Annotated in this window: 27 protein-coding genes and 1 pseudogene; 23 read left to right on the top strand and 5 right to left on the bottom strand. The window is 70.8% G+C overall.

Features of this window, described 5'->3' with window-relative positions; translation table 11 throughout:
* Positions 1–63 precede the first annotated feature (63 nt).
* The 13 genes and pseudogenes from O3438_RS23030 (at position 64) to O3438_RS22970 (ending at position 12798) form a co-directional block, all read left to right on the top strand.
* Positions 64–966, top strand: coding sequence for an alpha/beta fold hydrolase (locus O3438_RS23030; RefSeq protein ID WP_269681858.1), 903 nt, complete (start codon positions 64–66; stop codon positions 964–966).
* Positions 929–1480 (top strand): annotated as a pseudogene (locus O3438_RS23025) (flavin reductase family protein); the annotation flags it as partial. The gene O3438_RS23030 and the pseudogene O3438_RS23025, both read left to right, overlap by 38 nt.
* A 174-nt stretch (positions 1481–1654) precedes the next feature.
* Positions 1655–2020 carry a DUF485 domain-containing protein gene (locus tag O3438_RS23020; RefSeq protein ID WP_269681857.1) on the top strand — a complete coding sequence of 122 codons (366 nt, stop codon included), beginning with the start codon at positions 1655–1657 and terminating at the stop codon, positions 2018–2020.
* On the top strand, positions 1998–3689 hold the full coding sequence (locus O3438_RS23015) for a solute symporter family protein (protein ID WP_269681856.1): 1692 nt from the start codon (positions 1998–2000) through the stop codon (positions 3687–3689). The genes O3438_RS23020 and O3438_RS23015 overlap by 23 nt, the downstream gene beginning before the upstream one ends.
* A 78-nt stretch (positions 3690–3767) precedes the next feature.
* On the top strand, positions 3768–4745 hold the full coding sequence (locus O3438_RS23010; RefSeq protein WP_269681855.1) for an NAD-dependent epimerase/dehydratase family protein: 978 nt from the start codon (positions 3768–3770) through the stop codon (positions 4743–4745).
* Positions 4746–4821: 76 nt separating this feature from the next.
* Positions 4822–6048 carry an LCP family protein gene (locus O3438_RS23005; RefSeq protein ID WP_269681854.1) on the top strand — a complete coding sequence of 409 codons (1227 nt, stop codon included), beginning with the start codon at positions 4822–4824 and terminating at the stop codon, positions 6046–6048.
* A gap of 174 nt (positions 6049–6222) precedes the next feature.
* Complete coding sequence (locus tag O3438_RS23000) at positions 6223–7485, top strand: LCP family protein (protein WP_442929641.1); 1263 nt, start codon at positions 6223–6225, stop codon at positions 7483–7485.
* Between the two features lie 221 nt (positions 7486–7706).
* The gene (locus O3438_RS22995) at positions 7707–8624 is read left to right on the top strand and encodes an LCP family protein (RefSeq protein ID WP_269681852.1); all 918 of its coding nucleotides are present in this window, start codon (positions 7707–7709) and stop codon (positions 8622–8624) included.
* Positions 8625–8682: 58 nt separating this feature from the next.
* Positions 8683–9018 (top strand): rhodanese-like domain-containing protein, encoded by a 336-nt coding sequence (locus O3438_RS22990; protein ID WP_088987113.1) that lies wholly within the window; start codon positions 8683–8685, stop codon positions 9016–9018.
* Between the two features lie 11 nt (positions 9019–9029).
* The gene (locus O3438_RS22985; RefSeq protein WP_269681851.1) at positions 9030–9818 is read left to right on the top strand and encodes a glycerophosphodiester phosphodiesterase; all 789 of its coding nucleotides are present in this window, start codon (positions 9030–9032) and stop codon (positions 9816–9818) included.
* A gap of 46 nt (positions 9819–9864) precedes the next feature.
* Positions 9865–11319 carry a sensor histidine kinase gene (locus tag O3438_RS22980; RefSeq protein WP_269681850.1) on the top strand — a complete coding sequence of 485 codons (1455 nt, stop codon included), beginning with the start codon at positions 9865–9867 and terminating at the stop codon, positions 11317–11319.
* A 60-nt stretch (positions 11320–11379) separates the two neighbouring features.
* Positions 11380–11796 (top strand): ATP-binding protein, encoded by a 417-nt coding sequence (locus O3438_RS22975; RefSeq protein WP_269683726.1) that lies wholly within the window; start codon positions 11380–11382, stop codon positions 11794–11796.
* Between the two features lie 114 nt (positions 11797–11910).
* Entirely contained in the window at positions 11911–12798 is an 888-nt protein-coding gene (locus O3438_RS22970) for a DUF5926 family protein (protein ID WP_269681849.1), read from the top strand.
* Between the two features lie 15 nt (positions 12799–12813).
* Here the strand turns inward: O3438_RS22970 and O3438_RS22965 are convergent, their stop codons facing one another.
* Positions 12814–14043, bottom strand: coding sequence for an arginine deiminase (locus O3438_RS22965; protein WP_269681848.1), 1230 nt, complete (start codon positions 14041–14043; stop codon positions 12814–12816).
* A 164-nt stretch (positions 14044–14207) separates the two neighbouring features.
* On the opposite strand from O3438_RS22965, the gene O3438_RS22960 reads away from it, so the two are divergent.
* From O3438_RS22960 to pheA, 5 genes are all read left to right on the top strand, one after another.
* Positions 14208–14945: a hypothetical protein gene (locus tag O3438_RS22960; protein WP_088987108.1), complete on the top strand. Its 738-nt coding sequence runs from the start codon at positions 14208–14210 to the stop codon at positions 14943–14945.
* A 168-nt stretch (positions 14946–15113) separates the two neighbouring features.
* Complete coding sequence (locus tag O3438_RS22955; RefSeq protein WP_269681847.1) at positions 15114–15572, top strand: hypothetical protein; 459 nt, start codon at positions 15114–15116, stop codon at positions 15570–15572.
* Between the two features lie 75 nt (positions 15573–15647).
* Positions 15648–16037, top strand: coding sequence for an ACT domain-containing protein (locus tag O3438_RS22950; RefSeq protein WP_269681846.1), 390 nt, complete (start codon positions 15648–15650; stop codon positions 16035–16037).
* Between the two features lie 133 nt (positions 16038–16170).
* A complete protein-coding gene (locus O3438_RS22945) occupies positions 16171–16725 on the top strand; it encodes a hypothetical protein (protein WP_442929734.1) in 555 nt (184 codons plus the stop codon).
* 10 nt (positions 16726–16735) lie between these two features.
* Entirely contained in the window at positions 16736–17692 is a 957-nt protein-coding gene (pheA, locus tag O3438_RS22940; protein ID WP_269681845.1) for a prephenate dehydratase, read from the top strand.
* Between the two features lie 46 nt (positions 17693–17738).
* On the opposite strand, the gene O3438_RS22935 is transcribed toward pheA, so the two are convergent.
* The 3 genes from O3438_RS22935 to O3438_RS22925 form a co-directional block, all read right to left on the bottom strand.
* A complete protein-coding gene (locus O3438_RS22935; protein WP_269681844.1) occupies positions 17739–18461 on the bottom strand; it encodes an AIM24 family protein in 723 nt (240 codons plus the stop codon).
* Between the two features lie 98 nt (positions 18462–18559).
* Positions 18560–18907 (bottom strand): metallopeptidase family protein, encoded by a 348-nt coding sequence (locus O3438_RS22930; RefSeq protein ID WP_197699411.1) that lies wholly within the window; start codon positions 18905–18907, stop codon positions 18560–18562.
* 145 nt (positions 18908–19052) lie between these two features.
* The gene (locus O3438_RS22925) at positions 19053–19484 is read right to left on the bottom strand and encodes an OsmC family protein (RefSeq protein WP_269681843.1); all 432 of its coding nucleotides are present in this window, start codon (positions 19482–19484) and stop codon (positions 19053–19055) included.
* 131 nt (positions 19485–19615) lie between these two features.
* Between O3438_RS22925 and O3438_RS22920 the strand changes: the two genes are divergently transcribed.
* The 3 genes from O3438_RS22920 to O3438_RS22910 all read left to right on the top strand — a co-directional run bounded on the left by O3438_RS22920 (position 19616) and on the right by O3438_RS22910 (position 22279).
* On the top strand, positions 19616–20341 hold the full coding sequence (locus tag O3438_RS22920; protein ID WP_269681842.1) for a hypothetical protein: 726 nt from the start codon (positions 19616–19618) through the stop codon (positions 20339–20341).
* Positions 20342–20645: 304 nt separating this feature from the next.
* Positions 20646–21467 carry an HAD family hydrolase gene (locus tag O3438_RS22915; RefSeq protein WP_269681841.1) on the top strand — a complete coding sequence of 274 codons (822 nt, stop codon included), beginning with the start codon at positions 20646–20648 and terminating at the stop codon, positions 21465–21467.
* On the top strand, positions 21467–22279 hold the full coding sequence (locus O3438_RS22910) for an HAD family hydrolase (RefSeq protein WP_269681840.1): 813 nt from the start codon (positions 21467–21469) through the stop codon (positions 22277–22279). Before O3438_RS22915 ends, O3438_RS22910 begins: the two co-directional genes overlap by 1 nt.
* Positions 22280–22284: 5 nt before the next feature.
* Here O3438_RS22910 and O3438_RS22905 read toward each other — a convergent pair whose 3' ends face one another.
* Positions 22285–22890, bottom strand: a complete 606-nt coding sequence (locus tag O3438_RS22905; RefSeq protein ID WP_269681839.1) for a bacterial proteasome activator family protein — start codon at positions 22888–22890, stop codon at positions 22285–22287.
* A gap of 84 nt (positions 22891–22974) precedes the next feature.
* On the opposite strand from O3438_RS22905, the gene O3438_RS22900 reads away from it, so the two are divergent.
* Together O3438_RS22900 and O3438_RS22895 are read left to right on the top strand one after the other, a co-directional pair.
* Positions 22975–23772 (top strand): alpha/beta hydrolase family protein, encoded by a 798-nt coding sequence (locus tag O3438_RS22900; protein WP_269681838.1) that lies wholly within the window; start codon positions 22975–22977, stop codon positions 23770–23772.
* A gap of 80 nt (positions 23773–23852) precedes the next feature.
* Positions 23853–25040, top strand: coding sequence for an ABC transporter substrate-binding protein (locus O3438_RS22895; protein ID WP_269681837.1), 1188 nt, complete (start codon positions 23853–23855; stop codon positions 25038–25040).
* The last annotated feature ends 47 nt before the right edge of the window (positions 25041–25087 follow it).

Raw genomic sequence — 25087 nt, 5'->3', positions numbered from 1 at the left:
TGCCGGTCGGGCGCGCCCGGCCCTCGTTATGGTGCGAGCAGGCGCGACGAGGGGACGGTCGGCATGGGTTCGCACACGCGCTATCGCAGCGTCGTCGTCGACGGGCTCTCCGTCTTCTACCGGGAGGCGGGCGCGCCGGAAGCGCCGGTGCTGCTGCTCCTGCACGGGTTCCCGTCCTCGTCGCGGATGTTCGAGCCGCTGCTCGACCGGCTCGCCGACCAGTTCCGGCTGATCGCACCGGACTACCCGGGCTTCGGGCACAGCGACGCCCCGGCTCCGGAGAGCTTCCCGTACACGTTCGACCGGATCGCCGACACGATGGCTGGTTTCGCCGACGCCGTGGGTGCCGAGGACTACCTGCTCTACGTGCAGGACTACGGCGGGCCGGTGGGGTTCCGGATGGCCCGCGCCGATCCGGGGCGGCTGCGCGGCCTCGTCGTGCAGAACGCGGTGGCCCACGACACGGGCCTGGGGCCGCTCTGGGCGACCCGGCGGGCGTACTGGCAGGACCGCGCCGGGCACGAGGCGGCCGTCCGGGAGAACATCCTCTCGCTGGCGGCGACTCGCACCCGGCACGTCGGCGACGATCCGCACCCCGAGCGGTACGACCCCGACCTGTGGGTCGACGAGCACGCCTTCCTCAACCGGCCGGGGGTGATCGAGCGCCAACTGGACCTGATGTACGACTACCGGACCAACGTCGCCTCGTACCCGGTCTGGCAGGACTGGCTCCGTCGGGCGCAGCCGCCACTGCTGGTCGTCTGGGGCCGACACGACACCTCGTTCGAGAGCACCGAACCGGCCGCGTACCGCTCCGACGTCCCGGGGGCGGAGGTGCACCTGCTGGACGGCGGGCACTTCGTCCTCGACACGCGGGCGGACGAGGTGGCCGACCTGGTCCGGAGCTTCGCCGGCCGGGTCCACGGGGCGGGCCGGCGGGGTCACAATGTTTCACGTGAATCATGAGCCGGGTGCCGAGATCCACCACACCGATCCGTTCGCGGTGCCGACCGGGCAACGGTCACCGGTACGCCGGCTGCGCGGCCGGCTCGCCGCACCGGTGACCCTCTGGACGGCTCCCGGTCCGGCCGGGCTGACGGTGTCGTCCACGCTGGTCGCCGAGGGGGAGCCGGATCGACTGGTCGGGCTGATCGACCCGGAGTCCGACTTCTGGGCGGCGGCGGAGGAGGCGGGCCGGTTCGCGGTCACGCCGCTCGGTCCACCGCACCGGCAGCTAGCCGACCGGTTCGCCGGTCTGTTTCCCGCTCCTGGTGGACTCTTCGCCGCCGGCACCTGGATCGAGACACCGTACGGGCCGGTCCCTGCGGATGCCGGCGGGTGGGCCGGGTGTCGGCTGGACACCGCCCGGGAGTACGGCTGGGGTCTGCTGGTGGAGGCCACCATCGAGGCTGTCGACCTGACCGGGGAGGCGTCTCCGCTGCTGCACTACCGCGGTCGGTACCACGAGCTACCGGGCTGAACGGGCGGGCCGTCCGGCCGACCGGTCACCGGAGTGACCTGGGTCACTCGGCGCAGCCAGGCAACCGCTCGGCGCAGTCGACGACCGGCGTCGATCTCGGCCTTCCCCGTCGGGGAGCGCGCTCTTTACCGTGCGCGAAACTCCTCTGACGCCTGTGAAGGTGGTGATCCACAGATGTCCACGGACACACCCGCTTCGGCCGCTTCCCAGTCGGACAAGTACCTGACCGTACAACGGTCGGGCGAGTTCGCCGGGCTGCGGCGTGCGCTGCGCGGCTTCGTCTTCCCGATGACCGTCGCTTTCTTCCTGTGGTATGCGCTCTACGTCATTCTCTCCGCGTACGCCCGGGACTTCATGGGCACGAAGCTGTTCGGCAGCAACATCAACGTCGCGCTGGTCTTCGGCCTGCTCCAGTTCGTCTCCACGTTCCTGATCGCCTGGCTCTACTCCCGGTACGCGGACCGGAAGATCGACCCCATCGCGGACCGGATCCGCGCCGAGATCGGGGAGGTGACCCATGAGCACGGTCCACGCGGTTGAGTCGTTCCTGGCGGCGGAGGCGGGCAACCACACCGCCCGCAACCTGACCATCACGCTCTTCCTGGTCTTCGTGGCGGTGACCCTGGCCATCACGATCTGGGCCAGCCGGCAGACCAAGACGGCTACCGACTTCTACGCGGGCGGCCGGTCCTTCTCCGGCTTCCAGAACGGCATGGCGATCGGCGGCGACTACATGTCGGCCGCCTCGTTCCTCGGTATCGCCGGCATCATCGCCCTCTACGGCTACGACGGCTTCCTCTACTCGATCGGCTTCCTGGTCGCCTGGCTGGTGGCCCTGCTGCTGGTCGCCGAGCTGCTGCGTAACTCGGGCCGGTACACGATGGCGGACGTGCTGGCCTTCCGGATGCGTCAGCGTCCGGTGCGTACGGCGGCGGCGGTCTCCACCATCACGGTGTCGATCTTCTACCTGCTGGCGCAGATGGTGGGCGCCGGCGCGCTGGTCGCGCTGCTGCTCGGCATCCGGCCGGGGACGACCTTCCTCGGCATGGACGCGGACACCGCGAAGGTGGCCACCATCATCATGGTCGGCACCCTGATGATCATCTACGTCACCGTGGGCGGTATGAAGGGCACCACCTACGTGCAGATCGTCAAGGCGTTCCTGCTCATGGGCGGCGCGCTCCTGATGACCATCCTGGTGCTGGCGAAGTTCAACTTCAACCTGTCGGAGCTGCTCGGCCAGGCGGCCGCGGCATCCGGCAAGGGCAGCGCGTTCCTCGAACCCGGGCTGCGGTATGGCGTCGAGGTCGCCGGTAACTCGACACAGACGTTCTACAACAAGGTGGACCTGCTGTCCCTGGGCATCGCCCTGGTGCTCGGCACCGCCGGTCTGCCGCACATCCTGATCCGCTTCTACACGGTGCCCACCGCCAAGGCGGCCCGCAAGAGCGTGCTCTGGGCGATCGGCATCATCGGCACCTTCTACCTGCTCACCCTGGCCCTCGGCTTCGGTGCGGCGGCGTTGGTCGGCAGTCAGGCGATCACCGCACAGGACAAGGCCGGCAACACCGCCGCGCCGCAGTTGGCCGAAGCGTTGGGCATCAGCTTCTTCGGCGGTGACCTGGGCGGGGCGGCCCTGCTGGCGATCATCGCGGCGGTCGCCTTCGCCACCATCCTCGCGGTGGTCGCCGGGTTGACGCTGGCCTCGTCGTCCAGCCTTGCGCACGACTTCTACGCCAACGTGTTGAAGAGAGGTGAGGCGTCGGAGCGGCAGGAGGTGCGCGTCGCCCGGATCTCCGCCCTGGTCATCGGCGCGGTGTCGATCGCCTTGTCGATCTACGCGCAGAACCTCAACGTGGCGTTTCTGGTGGCACTCGCCTTCGCGGTCGCCGCCTCGGGCAACCTGCCGGCGATCCTCTACAGCCTGTTCTGGCGGCGGTTCAACACCTCCGGCGCGGTGTGGGCGATCTACGGCGGCCTGCTCTCGGCCGTACTGCTGGTGTTCTTCTCGCCAGTGGTCTCCGGCGCCGCGACCTCGATGTTCCCGGACCACGACTGGCAGTGGTTCCCGCTGTCCAACCCGGGCATCCTCTCCATCCCGTTCGGTTTCCTGTGCGGGTGGATCGGCACCGTCATCTCCAAGGAGCACGACGAGGACAAGTACGCGGAGCTGGAGGTGCGCGCCCTCACCGGCTCGGGCGCCCACTGACGCTCTGGACGGGCTCCCGCTGACGCCTGGCGTCGGCGGGAGCCCGTCGCCGTATCCGTGGTCGGTAGGCTGAGCGGTATGAAGGTTGTTGAGCGCTTCGGGTCCGGTCACCGCGTCCTCGTCACCGGTGGAGCCGGCTTCGTCCCGTCGCACCTGGTGGACGTCCTGATCGCCCGCGGTTGCACTGTGGTGGCGCTGGACAACTTCGTGACCGGCTCGAAGGACAACGTGGCCCACCTGCTGGACCGGCCCACCTTCACGCTCGTCGAGGCGGATCTCTCCGACGGCCTGCCGACGCACCACCCGGCGATGGCCGAGCGTTTCGACGCGATCCTGCACATGGCCTCGCCGGCCAGCCCCACCGACTTCGCCCAGCTGCCGGTGGAGATCCTCCGGGTCGGCTCGGTGGGCACCCTGCACCTGCTGGAGCGCGCTGTCGCCGACGGCGCCCGGTTCCTGATGGCCTCGACCTCCGAGGCGTACGGGGACCCGAAGGAGCACCCGCAGCGGGAGACCTACTGGGGCAACGTCAACCCGATCGGGGTCCGCAGCGTCTACGACGAGGCGAAGCGCTTCTCCGAGGCCGCGACGATGGCGTACCACCGCTACCGCGGGCTCGACGCGGCGATCGTCCGGATCTTCAACACGTACGGCCCCCGGATGCGTCCGGACGACGGCCGCGCCATCCCCACCTTCGTCTCGCAGGCGCTGCGCGGTGAGCCGATCACCGTGCACGGCACCGGCAACCAGACCCGCTCGATCTGCTTCGTCGAGGACCTGGTTCGCGGCATCCTGCTGCTGCTCGACTCGACCGAGACGGGTCCGGTCAACTGCGGCACCGAGCACGAGTTGTCCATGCGGCAACTCGCCGAGTTGATCGTGTCGCTCTCCGGCAGCAGCTCCGAGGTGATCTACGTCACGCGCAGCTCGGACGATCCGGAGATGCGCCGCCCCGATCTCACGCTCGCCCGCGAACTGCTGGGATACGAGCCGACAGTCACGCCCGAAGACGGCCTGCGACGCACGATCGAGTACTTCCGGGCGCGGCTAGGGTAGCCGGTTCGTTGCGCACCGACTGCCGCTGAGTGTCGCCTGAAGGCGGTGGTGGCTCCCGCTACGTACCCTGAGTTACATGTCCGCGACTTCGTCTGCCGGCGTCCCGTATCCGTCCCTGCACCGCAGCGCCGGGCGCGCGTCGGTGCCCGGCCCTGATCGGGGCGCCTCCGGGCGCGCCCGTCCCACCGAGGCACGCTTCTACCCGTCGTACGACGAGGAGGGGCCCAGGCCGGGCGGCCCGGCGGGGCCGAGAGGCCCCGGCGGCCCAGGTGGCGCCGGTGGGTCGGGCCGACGCGGCCCACGCCCGCGCTGGGGCCGGATCGCCCTCGTGGCGGGGGTCGCGGTGCTGGTGCTGGCGTTGCTCGGCGGCGTGGGCGCCTGGCTCTACGCCCGCAATCTCAACGGCGACCTGGCCCGCACCGACCCGTTCGCGGAGATCACCGGTGGCCGCCCGGTCAAGGCCGTCGACGGCGCGCTGAACATCCTGCTGGTCGGCAGCGACTCACGGGATCCGGACGCCCCGGTCGACACGAAGAGCCAGTGGCGCGCCGACACGATCATCGTGATGCACATTCCGGCCGACCACCAGGAGGCCTACCTGGTCTCCATCCCGCGCGACCTCTACGTGCCGATCCCGGAGAGCGCGGGCGCGGCCTGCGACTCCGGTCAGCGCGCGAAGATCAACGCGGCGTTCGCGTTCGGCGGTCTCCCGCTGGCGGTACGCACCGTGGAGTGCTTCAGCGACGTTCGGATCGACCACGTGATGGCGATCGACTTCGGCGGGTTCAAGGAGGTCACCGACGCTCTCGGCGGGGTGGACCTGAAGGTGGAGCGGACCGTCACCTCGATCCACAAGCCCTACCGGACGTTCACCAAGGGCACGAACCACATGGACGGCGCGGAGGCGCTGGACTGGATCCGGCAGCGTAAGCAGTTCCCGGACGGGGACTTCGCCCGGATGCGGCACCAGCAGGAGTTCCTGCGGGCGCTGATGGACAAGGCGGCGAGCAGCGGCACGCTGGCGAACCCGAAGAAGCTCAACGATTTCCTCCAGTCGGTGACCAAGGCCGTAACCGTGGACCAGGGTTTCTCGGTTACAGACATGGCGCTGCAGTTCCGCAACCTGCGCGGTGAGAATCTCACCTTCGTGACCAGCCCGAACTCGGGCAGCGACACGATCAACGGCGAGTCGGTGGTGGTTTCGGACCGGGAGAAGGCGCTCGCCATGTACCGGGCCATGTCGGCCGACACCATGGCGGACTGGGTCAAGGCCAACCCGCCGAAGAACAACGACGGCGGCTGACCGGGGCGGAGGACCCAGCGGCTGACGGCCTGACCGCCGTTCGGCTCATCGAGTGGCGACGATCGACCGAGTCCACGGAAGTTGACGTCCGGATTGACCCGAGCTGAACTCGCAAAGTCGAATTGATGTCCGTACAGTGGTGCCGCCCCCTCCTGATCACGAGCTGGAGCACGCATGCCGGTTCAGGCCAGTCGTCGCCCTTCGTCCCCCGGGTCCGCCGCGCCCAGCGGTCGTGCTGCCGCAGCCATACCCGTGCAGGCACGCGCCTCGGGCGGCGGGCCGGGTGCCCGGCCGCCCGGCGTCGGCGCTGGCGGCCCTGCTGGTGGCGGCGGGGCGGCGAAGAAGCGGAGCAAGCGCAAGGACCCTCTGTGGGCCCGACTGACAGTGGTGTTCGGGGCGGTGCTGATGCTCGGCAGCGGCGTGGGCATCGTCGGCGGCAAGGTGCTGATCGGCCAGGCAACCGGGGACATCGCGCAACGTAACCTGCTGGGCGACGCCGGCAAGTCCGACGCCGAGGGCGGGGCGAGCCTCGACGGGCCGATCGACATGCTGCTGCTCGGCGTGGACGCCCGGGAGCGTTGGGCGGCCGACGACGTGCGCTCGGACAGCATCATCATCCTGCACATCCCCGCGACCCATGACCAGGCGTATCTGATCTCGATCCCTCGGGACACCGAGGCGCAGATCCCCCCGTTCAAGAAGAGCGGCTACGCCGGCGGCACCGGAAAGATCAATGGTGCGTTCCAGGCCGGCGCCGCCAACGGTGGTGGCTGGGAGGGTGGCGCGCAGCTGATGGCGCAGACCATCAAGCGGCTCACGGGGATCAGCTTCGACGGCGCGGCGATCATCAACTTCGGCGGCTTCAAGAACGTCATCGACACCCTGGGCACCGTGCGCATCTGCGTCAGCCAGGAGGTCAAGTCGCTGCACATGTCGTACGTCGACGGCAAGCCGATGTGGAACGCGGACGCCAAGAAGACCGGCAAGCCGCGGACCCCGGTTGTGCACAAGAAGGGTTGCCAGGAGATGGAGGGGTGGGCCGCGCTCGACTACTCCCGGCAGCGCAAGTCCCTCAAGAACGGCGACTACGACCGGCAGGCCAACCAGCAGCAGCTGATTAAGGCGATGGCCAAGAAGGCCACCGACGGCGGGATGTTGACCAACCCGGCCAAGATGAACAACCTGATCAAGGCGGCCGGTAAGGCGTTCGTGCTGGACACCGGCGGCGTGGCGATCGAGAACTTCATCTTCACCATGCGCGGGGTCACCGCCAACGAGCTGACCATGCTCAAGACCAACGGCGGCACCTTCCACGCCAACGGCAACAACACCGAGGGCTTGAGCGAAGAGACGATGGCGATGTTCCAGGCCGTCAAGCAGGACAAACTCGCCGAGTTCGTCTTCACCCACCCCGAGGTGATCTCCACCCGCAAGTGACGACCGGGAGTGGCGGAAAGCCAGCGACGGCGTCGTCACCGCCCGTAGCCTCGACGTGAGTAGGTTTCACGTGCGGCTGCGGGGAGGCGGTCACGTCCAGGTGGGGGCGGAACACGGCGGGCCGGGCCGGAACGGCCCCGCCCACCCGAGCGCGCCGCGCCCGCGGGTCGCGGATCCTGCTCGGCGTCGGCCTGGCCCTCGTCCTGCTGGCCGGGCTCGCCATGATCGGGCTCAAGACGCTCAGCCACCGGTACGACCGGACGGTGACCAAGGAGCAACTGCTCGACGCCGACGCCCGCACCGACCGCACCGACCTGGACGGGCCCCTCAACTACCTCCTGGTCGGCTCCGACCGCCGCCCCGGTGACAGCGGGCCGGACCAACGCTCGGACACCATCCTCATCGTGCACGTACCCGCCGGGCAGCGGGAGGCCTACCTCGTCTCCATCCCACGGGACCTGCTGGTCGCCATCCCGCCCGGAAACGGCTTCGGCGGCGGCCAAGACAAGATCAATGCGGCGTACGAGCACGGCGGTGGCGGGCAGGCCGGCGCCCAGCTCCTCTCCGCCACCCTGCACCGGCTCACCGGCATCCGGTTCGACGGTGCCGCGCTGATCGACTTCTCCGGCTTCCGCAAGGTCATCGACCTGCTCGGCGGGGTGGACATGTGCGTGGACACCGAGGTCCGCTCGATCCACACCAACCGGGTCTTCCCCACCGGCTGTCAACGCATGGACGGGGCGCAGGCCCTGGACTACGTACGGCAGCGCTACGACCTGCCCGGTGGCGACTACGACCGCCAGCACCACCAGCAACAGCTGCTCCGGGCGATGCTGGACAGCGCCGGCAGAGCGGACCTGCGCAGCAACCCGGTCAAGTTCGACCAGGTGCTGCGGGCGGTCGGCGGGTCGTTGACCGTCGACACCAACGGCGTACCCCTGGAGGATCTGCTCCTCGCGCTACGCGCGCTGCCGCCCGACGGGATGCGCGGCGTCCAGGTTCCGTCGTCACCACAGACCATCGACGAGGTCTCCTACGTGGTATTGGACAACGGGGGCAACGGGCTCTTCGAGGCGGTTCGGGGCACTCGGGTGCCCGCCTGGGCGCAGGCCAACCCGCGCTGGGTGACCCGGTTGTGACGGTGGCGACGGCCCTGTCGGTGCCGAACCAGCCGACGAGGATCTAGTGTTGCTTCCTGTGTTCGGACCCCAGGTTCCCACCGTGCCCGTGACCGAGATCGACGACGAGACCTACCTGCTGGATGTGCGGGAGGCCGACGAGTGGGCCGCAGGCCACGCTCCGACAGCCCACCACCTGCCGATGATGGAACTGCCGGCGCGGTTGGCCGAGGTGCCCACCGACCGGGACGTGGCGGTCATCTGCCGCTCCGGCGGGCGCTCGGCCCAGGTCGTCGCCTACCTGGTCAACAACGGCTGGGGGCAGGTGCGTAACGCCGACGGTGGGATGCGCCAGTGGGCGGCGGTCGGCCGGCCGGTGGTCGACGCGAACGGGCAGCCCGGCCAGGTCATCTGAGGGCGGGCGGGATGGGCGGCCCACTGGTCTTCGCGCACCGCGGCGCCTCGTTCGACCTGCCCGAGCACACTCTCGCCGCGTACCTGCGCGCCCTCGACGAGGGCGCCGACGGGCTGGAGTGCGACGTCCGGCTGACCCGGGACGGGCACCTGGTCTGCGTTCACGACCGTCGACTCGACCGCACCAGCAACGGTCGCGGTCTGGTCAGCGCGCGTACGCTCGCCGAGCTGGACGCGCTGGACTTCGGCTCGTGGCATCCGGGCAGCGCACCGAGCGGCGACCTGCCGCCGGACGATTCGCACACCCGGTTGCTGACCCTGGCCCGGCTGTTGGACGCCGTGCTCGACGCCGGGCGGCCGGTCCGGCTTCTGGTGGAGACGAAGCACCCCTCCCGCTACGGCTCGACAGTGGAACGACGACTGGTCACCTTGCTGCGCCGGTACGGGCTGGCCGACCCGGCACCGGACGACCCCGTGCAGGTCACCGTCATGTCGTTCTCACCGCTGGCGGTCCGCCGGGTCCGCGAGCTGGCCCCGACGCTGCCCACGGTGCTGTTGCTGGAGGTGGTGCCACGGTGGCTGCGGTTGGGGCGGCTCCCGTTCGGCACCCGGATCGCCGGGCCGGGCATCGGTCTGGTCCGGGGCCGGCCACAGCTGCTGCCCGCACTGCGCGCGGCCGGCAACCAGGTGTACGTCTGGACGGTCAACGAGCCGACCGACCTGGAGCTGGTGCTGTCCGCCGGGGTGGACGGGATCATCACCGACCGGCCGGCGCACACCCTCGCCCGGCTGGGCCGCTGAGCCGGCGGGGGTGCCCAAATCCAGGTCGACCGGGCAGACTCGGCACATGCCGGAGCGTATCGATTTTCCCGCTCTCCTCGGCGGCCACACCGTCGTGATCGAGATGATCAATTCTGGGGACGCGGGCCTGCCGGTCCTCACCCAGCTTCTCCGGGTGGCCCAGCCCGCGCTCGGTGCGACAGGTATGGCATTCGTCGAGTTCGGCCCGACCGGCGGTCGCGTGATCTCCGCGACCGGTGCCGCGGAATGGGCCCTCGGCCGGCCGCTGGCAGTCGACGACCCGGACACCGTCTGCCTGCTCGCCGGCCCACGGGCACGCCAGGTGCGGGTGGGTCACCTCAACGGCAAACTGGCCGCCGAGTTGAGCGGCAGCGACCTGCGCTGGATGGTGGTCGCCCGGGCGGAGATCGGCGGCCACACGGTGGGCAGCCTGCACGCGCTCTACCCGGGCGACGACGAACCTGGCGCCGAGCAGCAGGGGGTGGTCGCCTACCTCGCGTCCTGCGTCGCGCACATGTACGGCGACCAGAGCGGCCTGCCGGTGCACGGTGACGGCCCGGTCGTGGCAGCGCTCGCCGACGGGCTGGCCGTCGTCGACCGGGACGGGCACGTCCGACTCTGGAACCCGGCCGCCGCCCAGGTCACCGGTCGGTCGGTCGAGCAGGCGCTGAGCCGCCCCCTGCCGTTCCCGCTGCCGCCCTCCGGTCAGGTGCGGGATCACCGGATGCCGGACGGCCGCTGGCTGCGGATCACGTCCGGCGAGCTGCCCGGCCCGGGCACGCTCCGGGTGGTCACCTTCCGCGACATCACCGACCAGCAGCAACGCGACCACGACCGGGATCTGTTCGTCGCCGTGACCAGCCACGAGCTGCGGACGCCGGTCACCGTGATCAAGGGGTACGCGGACACGCTCACCGACCACTGGGAGTCACTGACCGAGGTGGACCGCCGGCAGGCCGCCCGGGTGATCGGGCAGCGCGCCAACGAGCTGGCCCGATTGGTCGACCGTCTCCTCTCCTCGGCTGCCGAGGCGGGGCCCGGGGACGAGCCCGCGACGCCGTTCGACCTCGGCGAGGCGTTGCGCTCCGCCGTCGTCGACCTGCCGGCGGAGTTGCGCCGGCGGCTGGTGCTCCTCCTCCCGAACGACCTACCCAAGGCGCTCGGTCACCGGCCCAGCCTGGCCACGGTGTTGACCGAGTTGACGACCAACGCCGGCAAGTACTCGGCACCGGACTCCCCGATCGAGGTCACCGCCTCGGTCGACGGTCAACTGGTGGCGTTCCGGGTCAGCGACCAGGGCATCGGCATCCGACCGGAGCACGTGGAGCGCGCGTTCGACAGGTTCTGGCAGGGCGAGTCCGGCGACCGACGCGGCTATCCGGGGGCAGGGCTCGGCCTCTATCTCGTCCGCCGGATCGTTGAACAACAGAATGGATGGGTATCCCTACGTCCGAGGGCCGGCGGCGGTACGGTCGCAGAGGTGCGGCTACCCCGCTGTTGACCGAGGTGGCGCGACGTGGAGGCGACGGTGGCAGCGTCAGTGACGGATCGGGCGTGGTGCGTGGTGGTTCCCCACCACCCGGCCGGGGCACGGCTGGCCCGGCACAGGCTCTCTGACGAGCTGGCGGACGTCGTACCCCCGACGCTCCGCGCGGATCTCATCGCGGTGCTCGCGGAGCTGGTGGGCAATGCGGTGCGGCACGCCCGACCGCTTCCCGGCGGAGTCATCCGGGTCGCGTGGCGGCTACGGCCCTCGCCCGAGGGCACTGTGATCCAGTTGCGGGTGACCGACGGGGGCGCGAACACCGGGCCACGGATCCGGACGGCCAGCCCCGACGCGGCGGACGGTCGCGGGCTGCACATCGTCGCTGGTCTGGCGACCCGATGGGGCGTCGAGCGGGACGGAATGGGCCAGCGAGTCTGGGCGGAGTTCGATCCGGTGCCGGCGCCCCGACCCGACCTGGTGTCAGCGGGCTGAACCTCCGGGCTGCGAGGTCACCGCCCCGGGTGGTGGCGACGTCGCTGATCGACGGGCTGAGGTTGGGTGGGTCCGGCCCACGGCGAGCCGGCCGGGCCTCTAGGCTGTGACGCCGTGAGCAAGCGTCGAAAGAGCCAGCGCACCGCCGCCGACAGCGCCCCCCGCAAGGACAAGGTGCGGGACATCTTCGTGCCGCGTCCGTTCGACGGGTTGGTCGACGAGCCCGAGTGGATCGCCCTACGCGAACTGGTGCCGGCGGCCTCCGCGCCGCTGCGACTGGCACCCGCCCTGGTCGAGGAGTTCGGCGACCGGTCGGCGACGCTCGCCACGGTGCTGCCGATGGCCGCGCCGGCGATCACCAAGCCGGACGGCCGGGTGCTCATCGGTCTTCAGCGCCACCAGCAGTCCGGTGACGTCTCCCGCGACCTGGCCGACGCGCTGCTCTGCGCGCTGCGGGCCGAGCCGGGCGGCCAGGTGTCCGTGCCGCCGCTGCCCGGCCCCGGCCCACGCCTACAGGACATCCTCGTGGACGGCCCACTGGACATCAGCATGCACGAGGGTTTCGAGTTCTGGCTCGACCCCGGGGCCGGCGACGACCCGACCGTCCAGGCGTCCCTGGAGCGGGCGAACGCGGCCATCTATCCGACGGTACGAATGACCGCGGCGAAGGCCGCGTACTGGTGCCAGGTCCCGGACAAGGCGCATGTGCGCTGGGTGTTGCCGGACGACGAGGACGCCGCCCTGGACGCGTTGGCGCGTCTCGGCGCGGCCGGCTCGCTGACCCTCGGCGAGCAGACCAAGTTCGCCGGCATGTTCCGCGCGCACGGCCGACTGGTCCCGGTGTGGGACCTGCCGGAGGAGACTCCCGCGGCGGAGTGGGAGGACCCGGTGGCGCAGTTCGCCAAGCGCTACGCGGAGGCGCTGGCCACCGACGGCCCGCTGGACGCCGCCGGCCGGCGCGCCCGCCAGGGTCTGCTCGGCCGCCAGCTCACCCTCCGCTGAGCTGCGGAAGGGCGCCTATCCCGACGAGGGCGCCCTTCCCCGCAGCGGCTCGCGGGTGATCGGGCAGGACATGCAGCGCGGGCCGCCCCGGCCGGAGCCCAACTCGGAGCCGGCGATCGGGATCACCTCGATGCCGGCCCGCTCCAACTGGGCGTTGGTCTCGGTGTTGCGCTCGTAGCCCACGCAGAGCCTGGGTGCCAGGGCGAGGGTGTTGTTGCCGTCGTCCCACTGCTCGCGTTCCGCGGTGACCGGATCCAGCCCGGTGTCGATGACCCGGAGCACGTCGAGGTCCATCGCGTCGGCGGCGGCACGCAGGAACGGCGCCGGCCCGTCCACCCGCGGGTCCGCACCGTCCGCCCCGGCGATGACGGTGTACGCGGACAGCGTGCTCGCGATGTTGGGATACATCAGGACGGCGTCCACGTCGACCATCGTGCAGACGGTGTCGAGGTGCATGGTGGCGCGTTTCTGCGCGATCGGCACCACGAGGATGGTGTGGGCCAGACCGGCGGCGAACACCTGCCGGCCGAGGCGTTCGGCGCCGGCCGGTGTGGTTCGCTCGCCCACGCCCACCGCCAGCACCCCGGGCGCGAGCAGCAGCACGTCCCCGCCCTCCAGGTGTTCGAGGTTCGGGCGGTAGACGAACTCGGTGCCGGCGAAGCGTGGGTGGTGCCGGTAGATGGCGTCGGTCAGGGTGGTCTCGCGGCGGCGGGCGGGCATGGCCAGACTGGTGACGCCGACCCGATCGCCGATCCAGAGCGACGAGTCGCGGGTGAACAACAGGTTGGGCAACGGGTCGATGACGAAGTCATGTCTGTTCATCAACGTGTAGACCAGCCCGCCCGGCCGCTCCGAGCTGATCCGCAGTTCCTCGTGGGCGAGCCCGGCGGTGAGCACGTCGGCCAGGGCCGCCGGGTCCAGGTAGGAGAGGTGGTCCGCCACGCGGGCCCGCAGGGTGTCGCCGAGTCGCCGGGAACGCAGCACCTGTTCGGTGAGCTCCGCTCGGGCGTCCGCCACGGCGAGTGTCTCGGCCAGCAGGGTGGCCAGGTAGAGGACCTCGACCCCGCGCTCGCGCAGGGCGGCGGCGAACGCGTCGTGCTCCTCCTGGGCGCGCCCGACCCAGGGGATCGCGTCGAACAGGAGCGAGTCGTTGTTGCGCGGGGTGAGCCGGGCCAGTTCGGGGCCGGGCCGGTGCAGCAGTACGGTGCCGAGCCGGCCGACTTCACTGTCGACGTAGTGGGTCACTCCCGCAGCGTAGGGCAGGGTTTGGCGGCATCCGACAAAAGAACTGTGGATGAATATGGCATTCATCCACAGTCATTCCGGCGCTCCGGCTTGCCGAACGCCGGGAGTGACAACGTAGGGTAGTGAGGACATAACTTCGAGGGACCTTTTGCCGGAGGTCGACGATGACTGTCTTTCCCGCACGACGAGCCGTACCGTCCGCTCGGGCACTGCCGCCCGTCGCGGTGCCACACCCCCGCGTCGAGTCGCCGGGGGTTCTCGAACCAGTCCGTCCGACACCCCTCGAATGGGCCCGTCGCCGTCGGGCCGAGCGGGGCGCACGCCGCCTGGAGGCGGCCGGGGCGCGGGCACTGGGCCAGCTCGACCACCTCGGTCCCGCCTGGCACGTCATCGAGTGGCCACGCACAGACGTGACGGACGTCCTCGACCGCGGTCAGGACGACCGCGCCGGGTTCCTCGCCATCGGGCCGAGCGGCCTCTTCGCCGTGACCATCGCCGACCATGGCCGCGCGAGGGTGCTCGTCGCCGGCGACGTCGTGCAGATCAACGGCAAGAGGCCACCGTACGTGGCCGAGTCCCGCCGCGACGCCAAACGGGCCAGCAAGGCCCTCTCCGACGCGGTGGGGCTGCCCGTCCCGGTGACGCCGGTGCTGACCTTCGTCGGCTCCGGCGTGATCAGTGTCTACGGCCTTCCGAAGGACTGTCTGATGGCCACCCACCGGGAGCTGGACCGGCTCCTCGTCGCCGGTGGCAGCCGGATCAGCCCCGCCACGGCCGAGAAGCTGTCCCGGGTCGCACAGCACCCCAGCACCTGGTTGAACGGCACGTACCGTCCAACCGCCGACTACCGGTGGTACGACGAGGGCCGAACGGCCGCTGACAAGCCGGCCCACCGCCGGTAACGTCACCGGCGACGCCACGCGGCTCCGGTCCCCCCGTCCACCTCACCGGTTTCCGCGCCGTCACCAGTCGCGTCGTTCAGGCTGCGCGGCCCGGTGACCCGGTGCGCTCGGTGATTCCGTCGGCGACCCGCTAGCGTGGACAGTCGATCGGTGCACATAGGAGGCGCGGTGGCCCACGTCGAACTTTCGCTCTCGGAAGCGTTCGTGCCGGTGGCCCGAGCGTCGACAGAGCCGGAGTCCGGCAACGTCGGCCAATGGTCCTCGACGGTGTCCCGGGCCGATGAGCCGTGCCTGTTGATCGACGCCGACACGAGGGTGGTGGCGATCTCCGCGGCCGGCTGCGAGCTGCTCTGTCTGGGCGAGCCGGGCGGTCTGATCGGGCGACCGCTGCTCGACGGCGGTCTACGCCTGCTCGACTTCACCGCCAACCGGGGCGTGCTGACCGAGGCCGAGATCGACAAGATTCCGCCCCTGCTGGCGCTCTCGTCCGGCCGACTCGCTCGTGGGTTACTCCGCGTGCAGGCCGCCGTGGCAAGCAGCTCCGACGCGACAGTCGACGCGATCTCGACCCCGGTGCTCACCGACGGCGCCGTCGCAGGCTCGCTCACCTTCTTCTCCGAGGTCTGACCAGCGGCGGAGTGTGTCGTTCGCCGCACGCGGCGTTCCCCGGGAGAGCCCACGCGCAGGCCGTAAGGTGCCTCCATGCTCGATATCGCTCTACTGCCCGGGGAATACGCTGTGTGCAGGCTGGCCGCCGGCACCACAGTGCCGGATGCGATGTCGAACGACCTTCGTGACACCGACGTCGTCACGGTGAGCTGGACCTCCGACGGGATCTCCGTGATCTGTCCGACCGACCGGGCTCCGGCGCAGACCGTGGTGGAGACCGTCTGGCGCTGTCTACGGGTCACCGCGCCGATGGAGCTGAACGGCACCGGCAGCCTGGCCGCGCTCGTCGACCCGCTGGCCGAGGCGCGGGTCAGCGTGGTCACGTTCTCCACCTTCGACACCGACTACCTGTTGGTGCCGGCCGTCCGGCTGACCGAGGGCATCGCCGCGCTCCAGCGCGCCGGGCACCGCGTCACCGGCTGACCTTCACCCGGAAGGCCGCTCACCCTACGATGGGCTCGGCCACCCCGGCCGTGACGAATTCTCCGATGTCCCCGAGGACCGGCCCGTGCCGTTCACCCCACCCCGCCCCGCGTCTCCCCCGTCGCGGACGACGATCCACGTTCCACGCGGCCGGATCGGTCATTCAGCCGCCCGGACCCTCGCGGTCACGCTCGCGGTGTTCGCTGCCGCGTCGCTGTCCGGCTGTGGCGCCCCTCCCGGGGTGCGTACGCCCACCGCCATGCCCACCGGCAGCGGGGCTCCGCCGACGCCCGGCCCGAGCATCGCCCCCACCACCCCGCCGGTGACCGCACCGCCGAGCGCCGCGATCACGCCCTCCGCCGACGCCGGGGCGGTCGCGACGGCCTGCCGGAACGGGCCCACCGGGCAGCGGGTGGTGCAGCTGCTCCGTGGTCGGGCGGGCGTGCTCCCGGCCAACGTCCGGGTCCAGGTCCGCACCGGCCCACTCTGCGCCGCCGACTGGCAGTTCACCGTGCTGGAGGTGACCGGGCACGAGGAACTCCAGGTGGTCACCCGGGGTCAGCCGAGCGCACCGACGCTCGTCACCGCCGGCACCGACGTCTGCACCATCGAGGTACGCGCCGCCGGGCCGGCCGGAATCCGCGCCCTGGCCTGTGAGGCCGGTCCGGCCACCCGGCCGGGTGCGTAGGCTGATCGGCATGCCGGGAACACCGCCGACACGTTTCGTCTACCTCGGGCCGGAGGGCACCTTCGCCGAGCAGGCCCTGCGCTCCGTGCCCGCCGCCGAGCGCGGCACCCGTACGCCCGCCCGCAGCGTCGGGGAGGCACTGGACAGTGTCCGGGCCGGGGACGCCGACGCCGCTCTGGTGCCGTTGGAGAACTCGATCGGCGGCGCGGTGGGCGTCACGCTGGACGAGATGGCCGAGGGCGAGCCACTGGTGATCACCCGGGAGGTGATCCTGCCGGTGGAGTTCGTGCTCGGCGCCCGACCCGGCACCTCGTTGACCTCGATCCGCACCGTGGCGGCCCATCCGCAGGCTTCCACCCAGTGCCGAGGCTGGCTGCGTGACCATCTGCCCGACGGCGTGGTGGTCGACGTGCTCTCCAACGGCGCGGCTGCCGCCGGCGCCGGGTCCGGCGAGTACGACGCGGCGATCTGCGCGCCGATCGGGGCGACGCGGCACCGCCTCGCGGTCCTCGCCGACAAGATCGCGGATCATCCCGACGCGGTGACCCGGTTCGCGCTGGTGTCCCGGCCGGGCCCTCCTCCGCCGCCCACCGGCGACGACCTCACCTCGCTCGCTGTCTACATCGCCCACGACCGGGTCGGTGCCCTGCTGTCGGTGCTCATGGAGTTGGCCGTACGCGGCGTCAACCTGACCCGGATCGAGTCCCGCCCGACCGGTGAGGCCCTGGGCCGGTACGTCTTCTTCCTCGACTGCACCGGCCACGTGGCCGACGTACGCCTGGGCGAGGCGTTGCAGGGGCTGCGTCGGGTCTGCGCCGACGTCCGCTTCCTGGGGTCGTACCCCCGGCACCGCTGGGCCGAGGCGGCGGGCGAACGGCCGGTGCCCGCGCCGGCGGGCCTGTCCGACGTCGACTACGCGGACGCGGCGGCCTGGCTGGCTAAACTGCGCACCGGTGAGTTGACCTGATCGGGCCGGGCGCCCCCGAGTTCCGGAAGCGCCCCCGCCACGTCGGTCAGCTCAGCAACCCGCCGAGCAGACCGCCCTCCTGCTGCTGTTGACCGCTGCCCATGACCGGCGGCTCCTCCGACGGCTGCACCACCACGAAGCCCTGGCCGGCGAAGCTCATCGTGAACGACTCACCGGTGCGTCGACCCAGCAGCGTGCCGAGGCCCAGTTGCTCGGCCCGGTGGTAGCCGGTCTGGAGGTTGGCCGACCAGCACACCGCGGCCTGCGGGTCCACGTACGTCGGGGCATCCACGTTGAGCACCACCGGAGTGCCCTTGGTGGTGATGGCGATCCGCCCGTAACCGCTGAACACGCAGTTGAACAGGCCGGACGAGGAGGCCATCCCGGCGCCGCCGACCATCCTGATGTCGTACTGGAGGGTCGAGTCGAAGGCGAGCACGCTGGAGCCGTTGATGGAGAGGGCGTCACCCGGCTCCAGGTCGATGATGTGCACGTCCTTGGCCAACTCGGCGAGGAAGACGTCACCCTGGCCGGAGACCTTCATCAGCGGGACGCCCTCGCCGGTGAGCTTCTGCTTGAGGAACTTGCCGAGCCCGCCCGAGCCCAGCGCCTGGAACTGCACGTTCCCCTGGTAGGCGACCATCGAGCCGACCCGGGCCATCGCCTCGCCGTTGAGCTCGATCTTCAACATCTTGGAGTTCTGCAGCCGCATGCCGGGCTGCGCGGACTCCTTTTCCAGGTTCTCCGAGGAGAACAGCTCACTGCGCATGAAAGGTGCCTCCTGACAGGGTTCGCGGTCGCTGCACCGACGGTAGGCGAAGGGGGCAACAACGGCAGGGGGTGACGCGGCGACCGCCGACCCGGAACTCAGCCCCAACCCAGTGCGTGCAGCCGCTCGTCGTCGATGCCGAAGTGGTGGGCGATCTCGTGGACCACCGTCACCGCCACCTCGTCGACGACATCGTCGTCGTTGTCGCAGATCCGCAGGATCGGATGTCGGTAGATGAAGATCCGGTCCGGCAGCACGCCGGAGTAGTCCCAGCCACGGCTGGTCAGGGCATGGCCCTCGTAGAGGCCGAGCAGGTCGTGCTCGCCTGGCGGCGGGTCGTCCTCGACGAGGATCACCACGTTGTTCATCAGGCCGAGCAGCTCTTCGGGCACCTCGTCGAGGGCCTCGCCGACCAACTCCTCGAAGCGCTCGCGGGTCATCTCCACCGGCACCCCACCCATTGTGCCCGATGCGGGGTGCGGCCCGCCGGGTCAGCGGTGCCGCCGACCGGCTCCGCAGATCACGGAGAGAGTGACCGCCCGGGGCGGGCGGAGACTCTCTCCGTGGTCGAGCGGTTGTGGGTCGACCGGCTCAGGAGGCCAGGCGCGCCTTGAGGCTGATCTCGGCACCGGGCGAGAGCAGGCGGGAGATGGGGCAGTTGGCCTTGGCGGCCTCGGCGAGCTTCTGGAACTCCGCGTCGTCGATGCCCGGGACCTGGCCGACGGTCTCCAGGTCGATGCGGGTCACGGTCATCCCGGCGTCGGTCTTGTCCAGGTGGACCTTGGCGGTGGTCTCGACCGAGGTGGGCGTCGAGCCGGCGTCGGCGAGGGCCTTCGAGAACGCCATCGAGAAGCAGCCCGCGTGGGCGGCGGCGATCAGCTCCTCCGGGTTGGTGCCCTCGCCCTCCTCGAAGCGCGACTTGAAGGAGTAGTTGCCCGACAGGCCGCCCTTACCGGTGCGGACCGTGCCGGCACCCTCGGTGAGATTGCCCTGCCATTGTGCTGAAGCGGTACGGATAGGCATGGGAAGAACGCTAGCGGAAAGGTGACCGCCGGGCGACCGAGCGGCACCGACGCGTGCCGTGCGATCCCGGTCACGCACCGCTGGCTGTGCCATGATTCGACCCACATCCGTGACCGGCGGAAGGATGGCCGATGTCCGAGGAGCTACCGATCCCACGACAGGGCGACCGGTCCGACGGTCCGGCCGTCATCGAGTGGGGTGCCGACGACGACCCGCCTCCACGTCGCCGGTTCGGGTGGTCGCTGGCGGGGTTCGCGCAGGATCCTCGGCTGCCCCTGCTGCTGGCCGGTCTGGGCGCCGTGGCCGGCGTCGCCTCGATGGTCGGCGAGTGGTTGGTGCTGAGCCTTCCGAACGGTGGGCCGGAGGGGAACGCCACGATGACGGTGCCCGCCGGGGTGTCCGAGGTCGGCGGGTTCGGTGTCGGTTACCTGATCGGGCTTCTCGTTCTGGTCTGCACTGTGGCGCTCGCGCTGCGAGGCACGGCGGCCGTGCGGTCGAACGCCCGGCTGGCCGGTCTGACCCTGGCCGGCGCCCTGCTGGCGTTGCTGGTCGCCGCGGCGGCCACTCTCAACGACTCCGGTCAGCGGACCTTCTTCTACTCGGAGCAGGACGGCTTCCGGACCGAATACGGTCGTGGCCTGGTGATGGCGTTCGCGGCCTGCGTGCTGCTCGGCGCCGCGCTGCGGTTGTCGTCGAACGTCGCCGCGCCGTCGGCCGACGAGCAGGTCGGCGAGGGCTTCGCGGTGCGCGGCTGGCGCCGTCGGCAGCGCGATCCGGTCGACGAGGGCCTCCCCGCCCCAGCCGACCTGACCGTCACCCCGGCCAGCCCTTTCGCCCGCCCCGAAAACCCCACCTGACCCGGCCCGACCCTCTGCTCGTACGCTGCCCCGCCTTCCTGCGCTTACGGGGATTGATCCACTCCAGGTCGCCGATCTGGGGGCCTCAGGGCGCGGCGACACCGCCACGCCGGCGACCCCGGGTGGATCATCGAGCGGGGGGCTGGACGCAGGGCCGGAAGTCGGCTGGCGTTGGTGACCGATTCGCCTGGAAGCCATGGATGCGACCTGTTCCGCGAGGTACGGTTGCTGCCCGCCGTCACGCCGGGCCTCGGTTCTCCCGACCGCACGGCAGGCTGCGACGGCGGCGGGCGAAGGAGGAACGATGACCCGCCCGGGACTGCCCAAGCTGATCGCGACCGACCTCGACGGGACGCTGGTCCGCAGCGACGACACCGTCTCCGCGTACACCCATGGGGTGCTCGACCGGGTGCGGGCCGCCGGGATTCCGGTGGTCGGCGCGACCGGTCGCGGACCTCGGCTGACCGAGTTGACCCGCAACGACATCCGCGCCGCCGACTTCCTGGTGATGGCCGGCGGCGGTCGGGTGGTCGATCAGAGCGACCCATCGGGCCCGCTGGTGCTGCGCGACGAGCGGCTGCCGGCCGAGGTGCTGGCCCGGCTGCTCGCCGACCTGGAGGCCGCTGTCGGCCCGCTGACGGTGATGGTCGAGGCCTCTGACGAGCACGACGCGCCGCTCTGGGGTGACTACCACGAGAGCTGGCCCTACCAGGACCGGTTCGAGGCGCGGAGCCGCGCGGAGTGCCTCTCCTGCGATGTGATCAAGGCGTTCGCCCGGACCGCCGACCACCACGTGGACGAGCTGCTGGCGGTGGCCCGCCGGATCGTCTCACCGCAGGTCGCCACGCTCACCCAGGCCGGGCTGGGCTTCATCGAGATCTGCCCGCCCGGCGTGGACAAGGCAAGCGGGCTGACAGTGGTGGCGCAGACCCTCGGTGTCGATCCGGCCGACGTGCTGGTCTTCGGTGACATGCCCAACGACCTGCCGATGTTCGAGTGGGCCGGCTGGGCCCGGGTGGCGGTGGCAAACGCGCACCCGGACGTCCGCGCCGCCGCCGACGAGGTGACCTTGCGCAACGACGACGACGGAGTGGCCGTGTATCTGGACCGGCTACTGTCCCGGTGATGGGAGAGACACCCCGCCTGATCGCCACCGACATCGACGGCACGCTGATCCGCGACGACCACACCGTCAGCCCGCGCACCGCCGACGTGCTCGCGCGGATCTCCGCGCGCGGCACGCCGGTCGTCCTGGTCACCGGCCGTCCGGTCCGCTGGCTGAAGATGGTGTACGACCAACTGGCCGAGCCACTACCGGCGGTCTGCGCCAACGGTGCCGTGGTCTACGACCCGTTCAACGACGAGGTGCTGCGGGCCGACCCGCTCGCGCCGCAGCACCTCGCCGAGGTGGCGCGACGGCTACGCGCCGAGGTGCCCGGCATCACCTTCGCCGTGGAGATCCTGGACAGCCGGCAGATGCGGCACGAGGCGCACTACCCGCTGCGCTGGGATGTGGACCCGGACGGTATCCGGGCGATCGAGACGCCGGAGGAGTTGCTCTCCCTGCCGGCGGTGAAGCTCCTCGCCCGGGCCGGTGAGCAGGACCCGGACGCCTTCGCCGAGTTGATCGCCACCGCGGTCGCGGGGTTGGCCGAGGCCACGCACTCGTCGTCGTCCGGCCTGGTGGAGATCTCCGCGGCCGGGGTGACCAAGGCGGCAGGGCTGGCCTGGTACTGCGAACGGATCGGGGTGAGCGCGGCCGACGTGGTGGCCTTCGGCGACATGCCCAACGACGTGCCGATGCTCACCTGGGCCGGGCGTGGCGTGGCGGTCGCCAACGCCCACCGCGCCGTCCTGGCGGTCGCCGACGAGGTGACGACGACGAACTCCGAGGACGGCGTGGCGGCGTACCTGGAGAAGGTCTTCGGGGTGGGCTGAGCCGGTCAGAGGTACTGACCGGTGTTGTGGCCCTCGCCGCCGCCCGGCTGGCCGATGCCCGGCGGCATCCCGGGGACCATCCCGCCGGGGCCGCTGGGCAGGGCCTGGCGGCCTCCGCGCATCTGCTCGAGCTGAACCCGTGCGGCCATCTGCTGGGCCACCAGGGCCGCCTGGATGCCGTGGAACAGGCCCTCCAGCCAACCGACGAGCTGGGCGTGGGCGATCCGCAACTCGCCCTCACTGGGAGCCTTGTCCTCGGTGAAGGGCAGCGAGATGCGCTCCAGCTCGTCGCGGAGCTCGGGGGCGAGGCCATCCTTGAGCTCGACGATCGACCGCTCGTGGATCTCCCGCATCCGGTTGCGGCTGGCGTCGTCGAGAGGAGCTGCCTTCACCTCCTCGAGCAACTGCTTGATCATGCTGCCGATCCGCATCACCTTGGCCGGCTGTTCGACCAGGCTGGTCGGGTCCTCGCCCTGCCCCTCGTCGGTCTGCATCGTGCCGATCGGCCGGCCGTCCGGGCCGACCACCACAACGGTGCCGGAGTGGCCGGAATCGTCGGTGCCGGGCTCGTCGTCTTGTCCAGCGGAACGCGCGTCGGTCATGGGGTCCATCTTTACCCAGCGGTTGCTAACCATGCCGCCCGGGACCTACTCCCGGGGCTGAACCACCCGGCCGGGGCGCGCTACCGTCGCGCCATGCCTGCCGACCCGCGTGCCGTGCTGACCCGGCCCGCGCCTAAACCCGACCGGACCGTGGCGTACGGGGACCACCCGGATCAGGTGGCCGACCTTCGCCTCCCGGCGGGGACCGGCCCGGCGCGGCCGCTGGTCGTGGTGGTGCACGGCGGTTTCTGGCGCGCCGAGTACGACCGCCAGCACACCGGCCCGCTGGCCGCTGCCCTCGCCGCCGCCGGTTACCCGGTGGCGCAGGTGGAGTACCGGCGCACCGGGCAGCCGGGAGGCGGCTGGCCGGGCACGTTGACCGACGTGCTGACCGGAGTGGCCGAGCTGCCCGCGCTGGCCGCAGAGGCGCTTCCCGGCCGGGTGAGCCGGGCCGCACCGGTGCTGCTCGGGCACTCCGCCGGCGGACACCTGGCGATGTACGTGGCGGCCACCGCCCCGGCGACGGTGGCCGGGGTGCTCGCTCTGGCCCCGGTGGCCGACCTGGGCGAGGCGTACCGGCGGGACCTGGACGGGGGTGCGGTGGCCGCATTGCTCGGCGGAGGGCCGGCGGAGGTCCCGGACCGCTACGCGGCAGCTGATCCACGAAGATTGGTACCCGTTCGGACACACACAGTAGTCATGCACGGTTCCGAGGATCAACAGGTTCCAGCGGAGATGAGCCGCGACTTCGTCACAGCAGCACGTGCCGCAGGATCCGATATCTCCCTTGTTGAACTGCCTGAATGCGAGCATTTCGGGCTGATCGATCCGGAGTCGTCGGCGTGGCCTCAGGTCCTCGTTATGTTGCGGTCCCTGCACGATGATCACTAGCCATTGACGCAGCGTCGCGGACCAGGTAGAACGCCGGAGGGGCGGTGTTCGGCCCTGCAATGCTTCCTGGAAGGAACTCGGTGTCGCAGATGAATCGCAGGCGGGCGCTCCAACTGTTGGCCGCGCTCGGTACCACCGGGTTCGTCGCCGGATGTGGCTCCGACACCGACGCCCAGCCGACCGCCGACCGCGGCCCGGTCAAGATCGGTCTGATCACGCCGCAGGGCGGCGGGTTCAAGAGCATCGGCGAAGACATCACCAACGGCTTCCAGATCTTCCTGGACCTGCACGACCAGAAGTTGGGTGGACACCCGGTCGAGTTGCTGACCGCCGACGAGGGTGACACCGCCAAGACGGGCAAGGCCGCCGTCGAGGGCCTGCTCAAGCAGGGTGTGCTGGCGCTCACCGGCGTGGTCAACTCGGCGGTGATGGTCGGCATCCGGGACACCGTCGAGGAGGCGCGCGTCCCGCTGATCGGCTCGAACGCCTCACCCAGCAGCCTGCAGAGCGTCTTCTACATCTGGCGGACGTCGTACGTGCTGGACGAGGCCGGCCGCGCGCTGGGTCGCTACCTGCGCGACCAGTTGCCCGCGAACGGCCGCGTCGCGATCATCATGCCGGAGAACGTCGGCAGCCCGGACGTCGTGCGCGGCTTCAAGCAGGAGTTCGGCGCTGCCGACCCGCGGATCAGCGACCCGGTGACCTACACGAGCGCCACCTCCAACCCGGGCAAGACCGCGTACGCCTCGGACATCAGCAAGGCGCTGGCCAAGAAGCCCACCGCCGTCTTCTGCTTCTTCGCCGGGGCGGCCGCCGTGGAGTTCATCAAGCAGCTTCGGGAAAAGTTCTCCGGGCCCATCTACGCGCCCGGCTTCCTCACCGAGGGCAACGTGCTGGAGAACCTGAAGGAGAACGCGCTGGGCATCCAGACCGCGTTGAACTACTCGGCCGACCTGAACAACACGTCCAACCGGGTCTTCGCCTCCGCCTACCGCAAGAAGCACCAGGTCACGCCCACCACCTACGCGATGGCGTCGTACGACGCGGCGCAGGTGCTCGACCAGGCCATCCAGCTGACCGGCGGCAAGCCCACGCCGAAGGACGTCAACCTGGCCCTGGGCAAGATCGGCCAGATCGACAGCCCGCGCGGCATCTGGCAGTTCAACCAGCCGCGTACCCCGCAGCAGAAGTGGTACCTGCGAGAGGTGCAGCGCGACGGTCAGGTCATGTCGAACGTGCTGATCAACGAGCTGGCCACGCTGGGCTGAGCACCCACCACGACGAGGTCAGGGGCCGGTCTCCCATCGGGAGGCCG

The organism is Micromonospora sp. WMMC250 (assembly GCF_027460215.1).
Classification (GTDB): Bacteria; Actinomycetota; Actinomycetes; order Mycobacteriales; family Micromonosporaceae; genus Micromonospora; species Micromonospora taraxaci.
The sequence above is the reverse complement of the archived record's forward strand: the minus strand, read 5'-3'. Positions and strand labels throughout refer to the sequence as shown.

Excerpts from the sequence above, each read along its gene's own strand:
- O3438_RS23030 (WP_269681858.1), top strand. The coding sequence starts at position 64 with ATGGGTTCGCACACGCGCTATCGCAGCGTCGTCGTCGACGGGCTCTCC.
- O3438_RS23020 (WP_269681857.1), top strand. The coding sequence starts at position 1,655 with ATGTCCACGGACACACCCGCTTCGGCCGCTTCCCAGTCGGACAAGTAC.
- O3438_RS23015 (WP_269681856.1), top strand. The coding sequence starts at position 1,998 with ATGAGCACGGTCCACGCGGTTGAGTCGTTCCTGGCGGCGGAGGCGGGC.
- O3438_RS23010 (WP_269681855.1), top strand. The coding sequence starts at position 3,768 with ATGAAGGTTGTTGAGCGCTTCGGGTCCGGTCACCGCGTCCTCGTCACC.
- O3438_RS23005 (WP_269681854.1), top strand. The coding sequence starts at position 4,822 with ATGTCCGCGACTTCGTCTGCCGGCGTCCCGTATCCGTCCCTGCACCGC.
- O3438_RS23000 (WP_442929641.1), top strand. The coding sequence starts at position 6,223 with ATGCCGGTTCAGGCCAGTCGTCGCCCTTCGTCCCCCGGGTCCGCCGCG.
- O3438_RS22995 (WP_269681852.1), top strand. The coding sequence starts at position 7,707 with ATGATCGGGCTCAAGACGCTCAGCCACCGGTACGACCGGACGGTGACC.
- O3438_RS22985 (WP_269681851.1), top strand. The coding sequence starts at position 9,030 with ATGGGCGGCCCACTGGTCTTCGCGCACCGCGGCGCCTCGTTCGACCTG.
- O3438_RS22980 (WP_269681850.1), top strand. The coding sequence starts at position 9,865 with ATGCCGGAGCGTATCGATTTTCCCGCTCTCCTCGGCGGCCACACCGTC.
- O3438_RS22960 (WP_088987108.1), top strand. The coding sequence starts at position 14,208 with ATGACTGTCTTTCCCGCACGACGAGCCGTACCGTCCGCTCGGGCACTG.
- O3438_RS22950 (WP_269681846.1), top strand. The coding sequence starts at position 15,648 with ATGCTCGATATCGCTCTACTGCCCGGGGAATACGCTGTGTGCAGGCTG.
- pheA (WP_269681845.1), top strand. The coding sequence starts at position 16,736 with ATGCCGGGAACACCGCCGACACGTTTCGTCTACCTCGGGCCGGAGGGC.
- O3438_RS22935 (WP_269681844.1), bottom strand. The coding sequence starts at position 18,461 with ATGCGCAGTGAGCTGTTCTCCTCGGAGAACCTGGAAAAGGAGTCCGCG.
- O3438_RS22925 (WP_269681843.1), bottom strand. The coding sequence starts at position 19,484 with ATGCCTATCCGTACCGCTTCAGCACAATGGCAGGGCAATCTCACCGAG.
- O3438_RS22920 (WP_269681842.1), top strand. The coding sequence starts at position 19,616 with ATGTCCGAGGAGCTACCGATCCCACGACAGGGCGACCGGTCCGACGGT.
- O3438_RS22915 (WP_269681841.1), top strand. The coding sequence starts at position 20,646 with ATGACCCGCCCGGGACTGCCCAAGCTGATCGCGACCGACCTCGACGGG.
- O3438_RS22910 (WP_269681840.1), top strand. The coding sequence starts at position 21,467 with ATGGGAGAGACACCCCGCCTGATCGCCACCGACATCGACGGCACGCTG.
- O3438_RS22905 (WP_269681839.1), bottom strand. The coding sequence starts at position 22,890 with ATGGACCCCATGACCGACGCGCGTTCCGCTGGACAAGACGACGAGCCC.
- O3438_RS22900 (WP_269681838.1), top strand. The coding sequence starts at position 22,975 with ATGCCTGCCGACCCGCGTGCCGTGCTGACCCGGCCCGCGCCTAAACCC.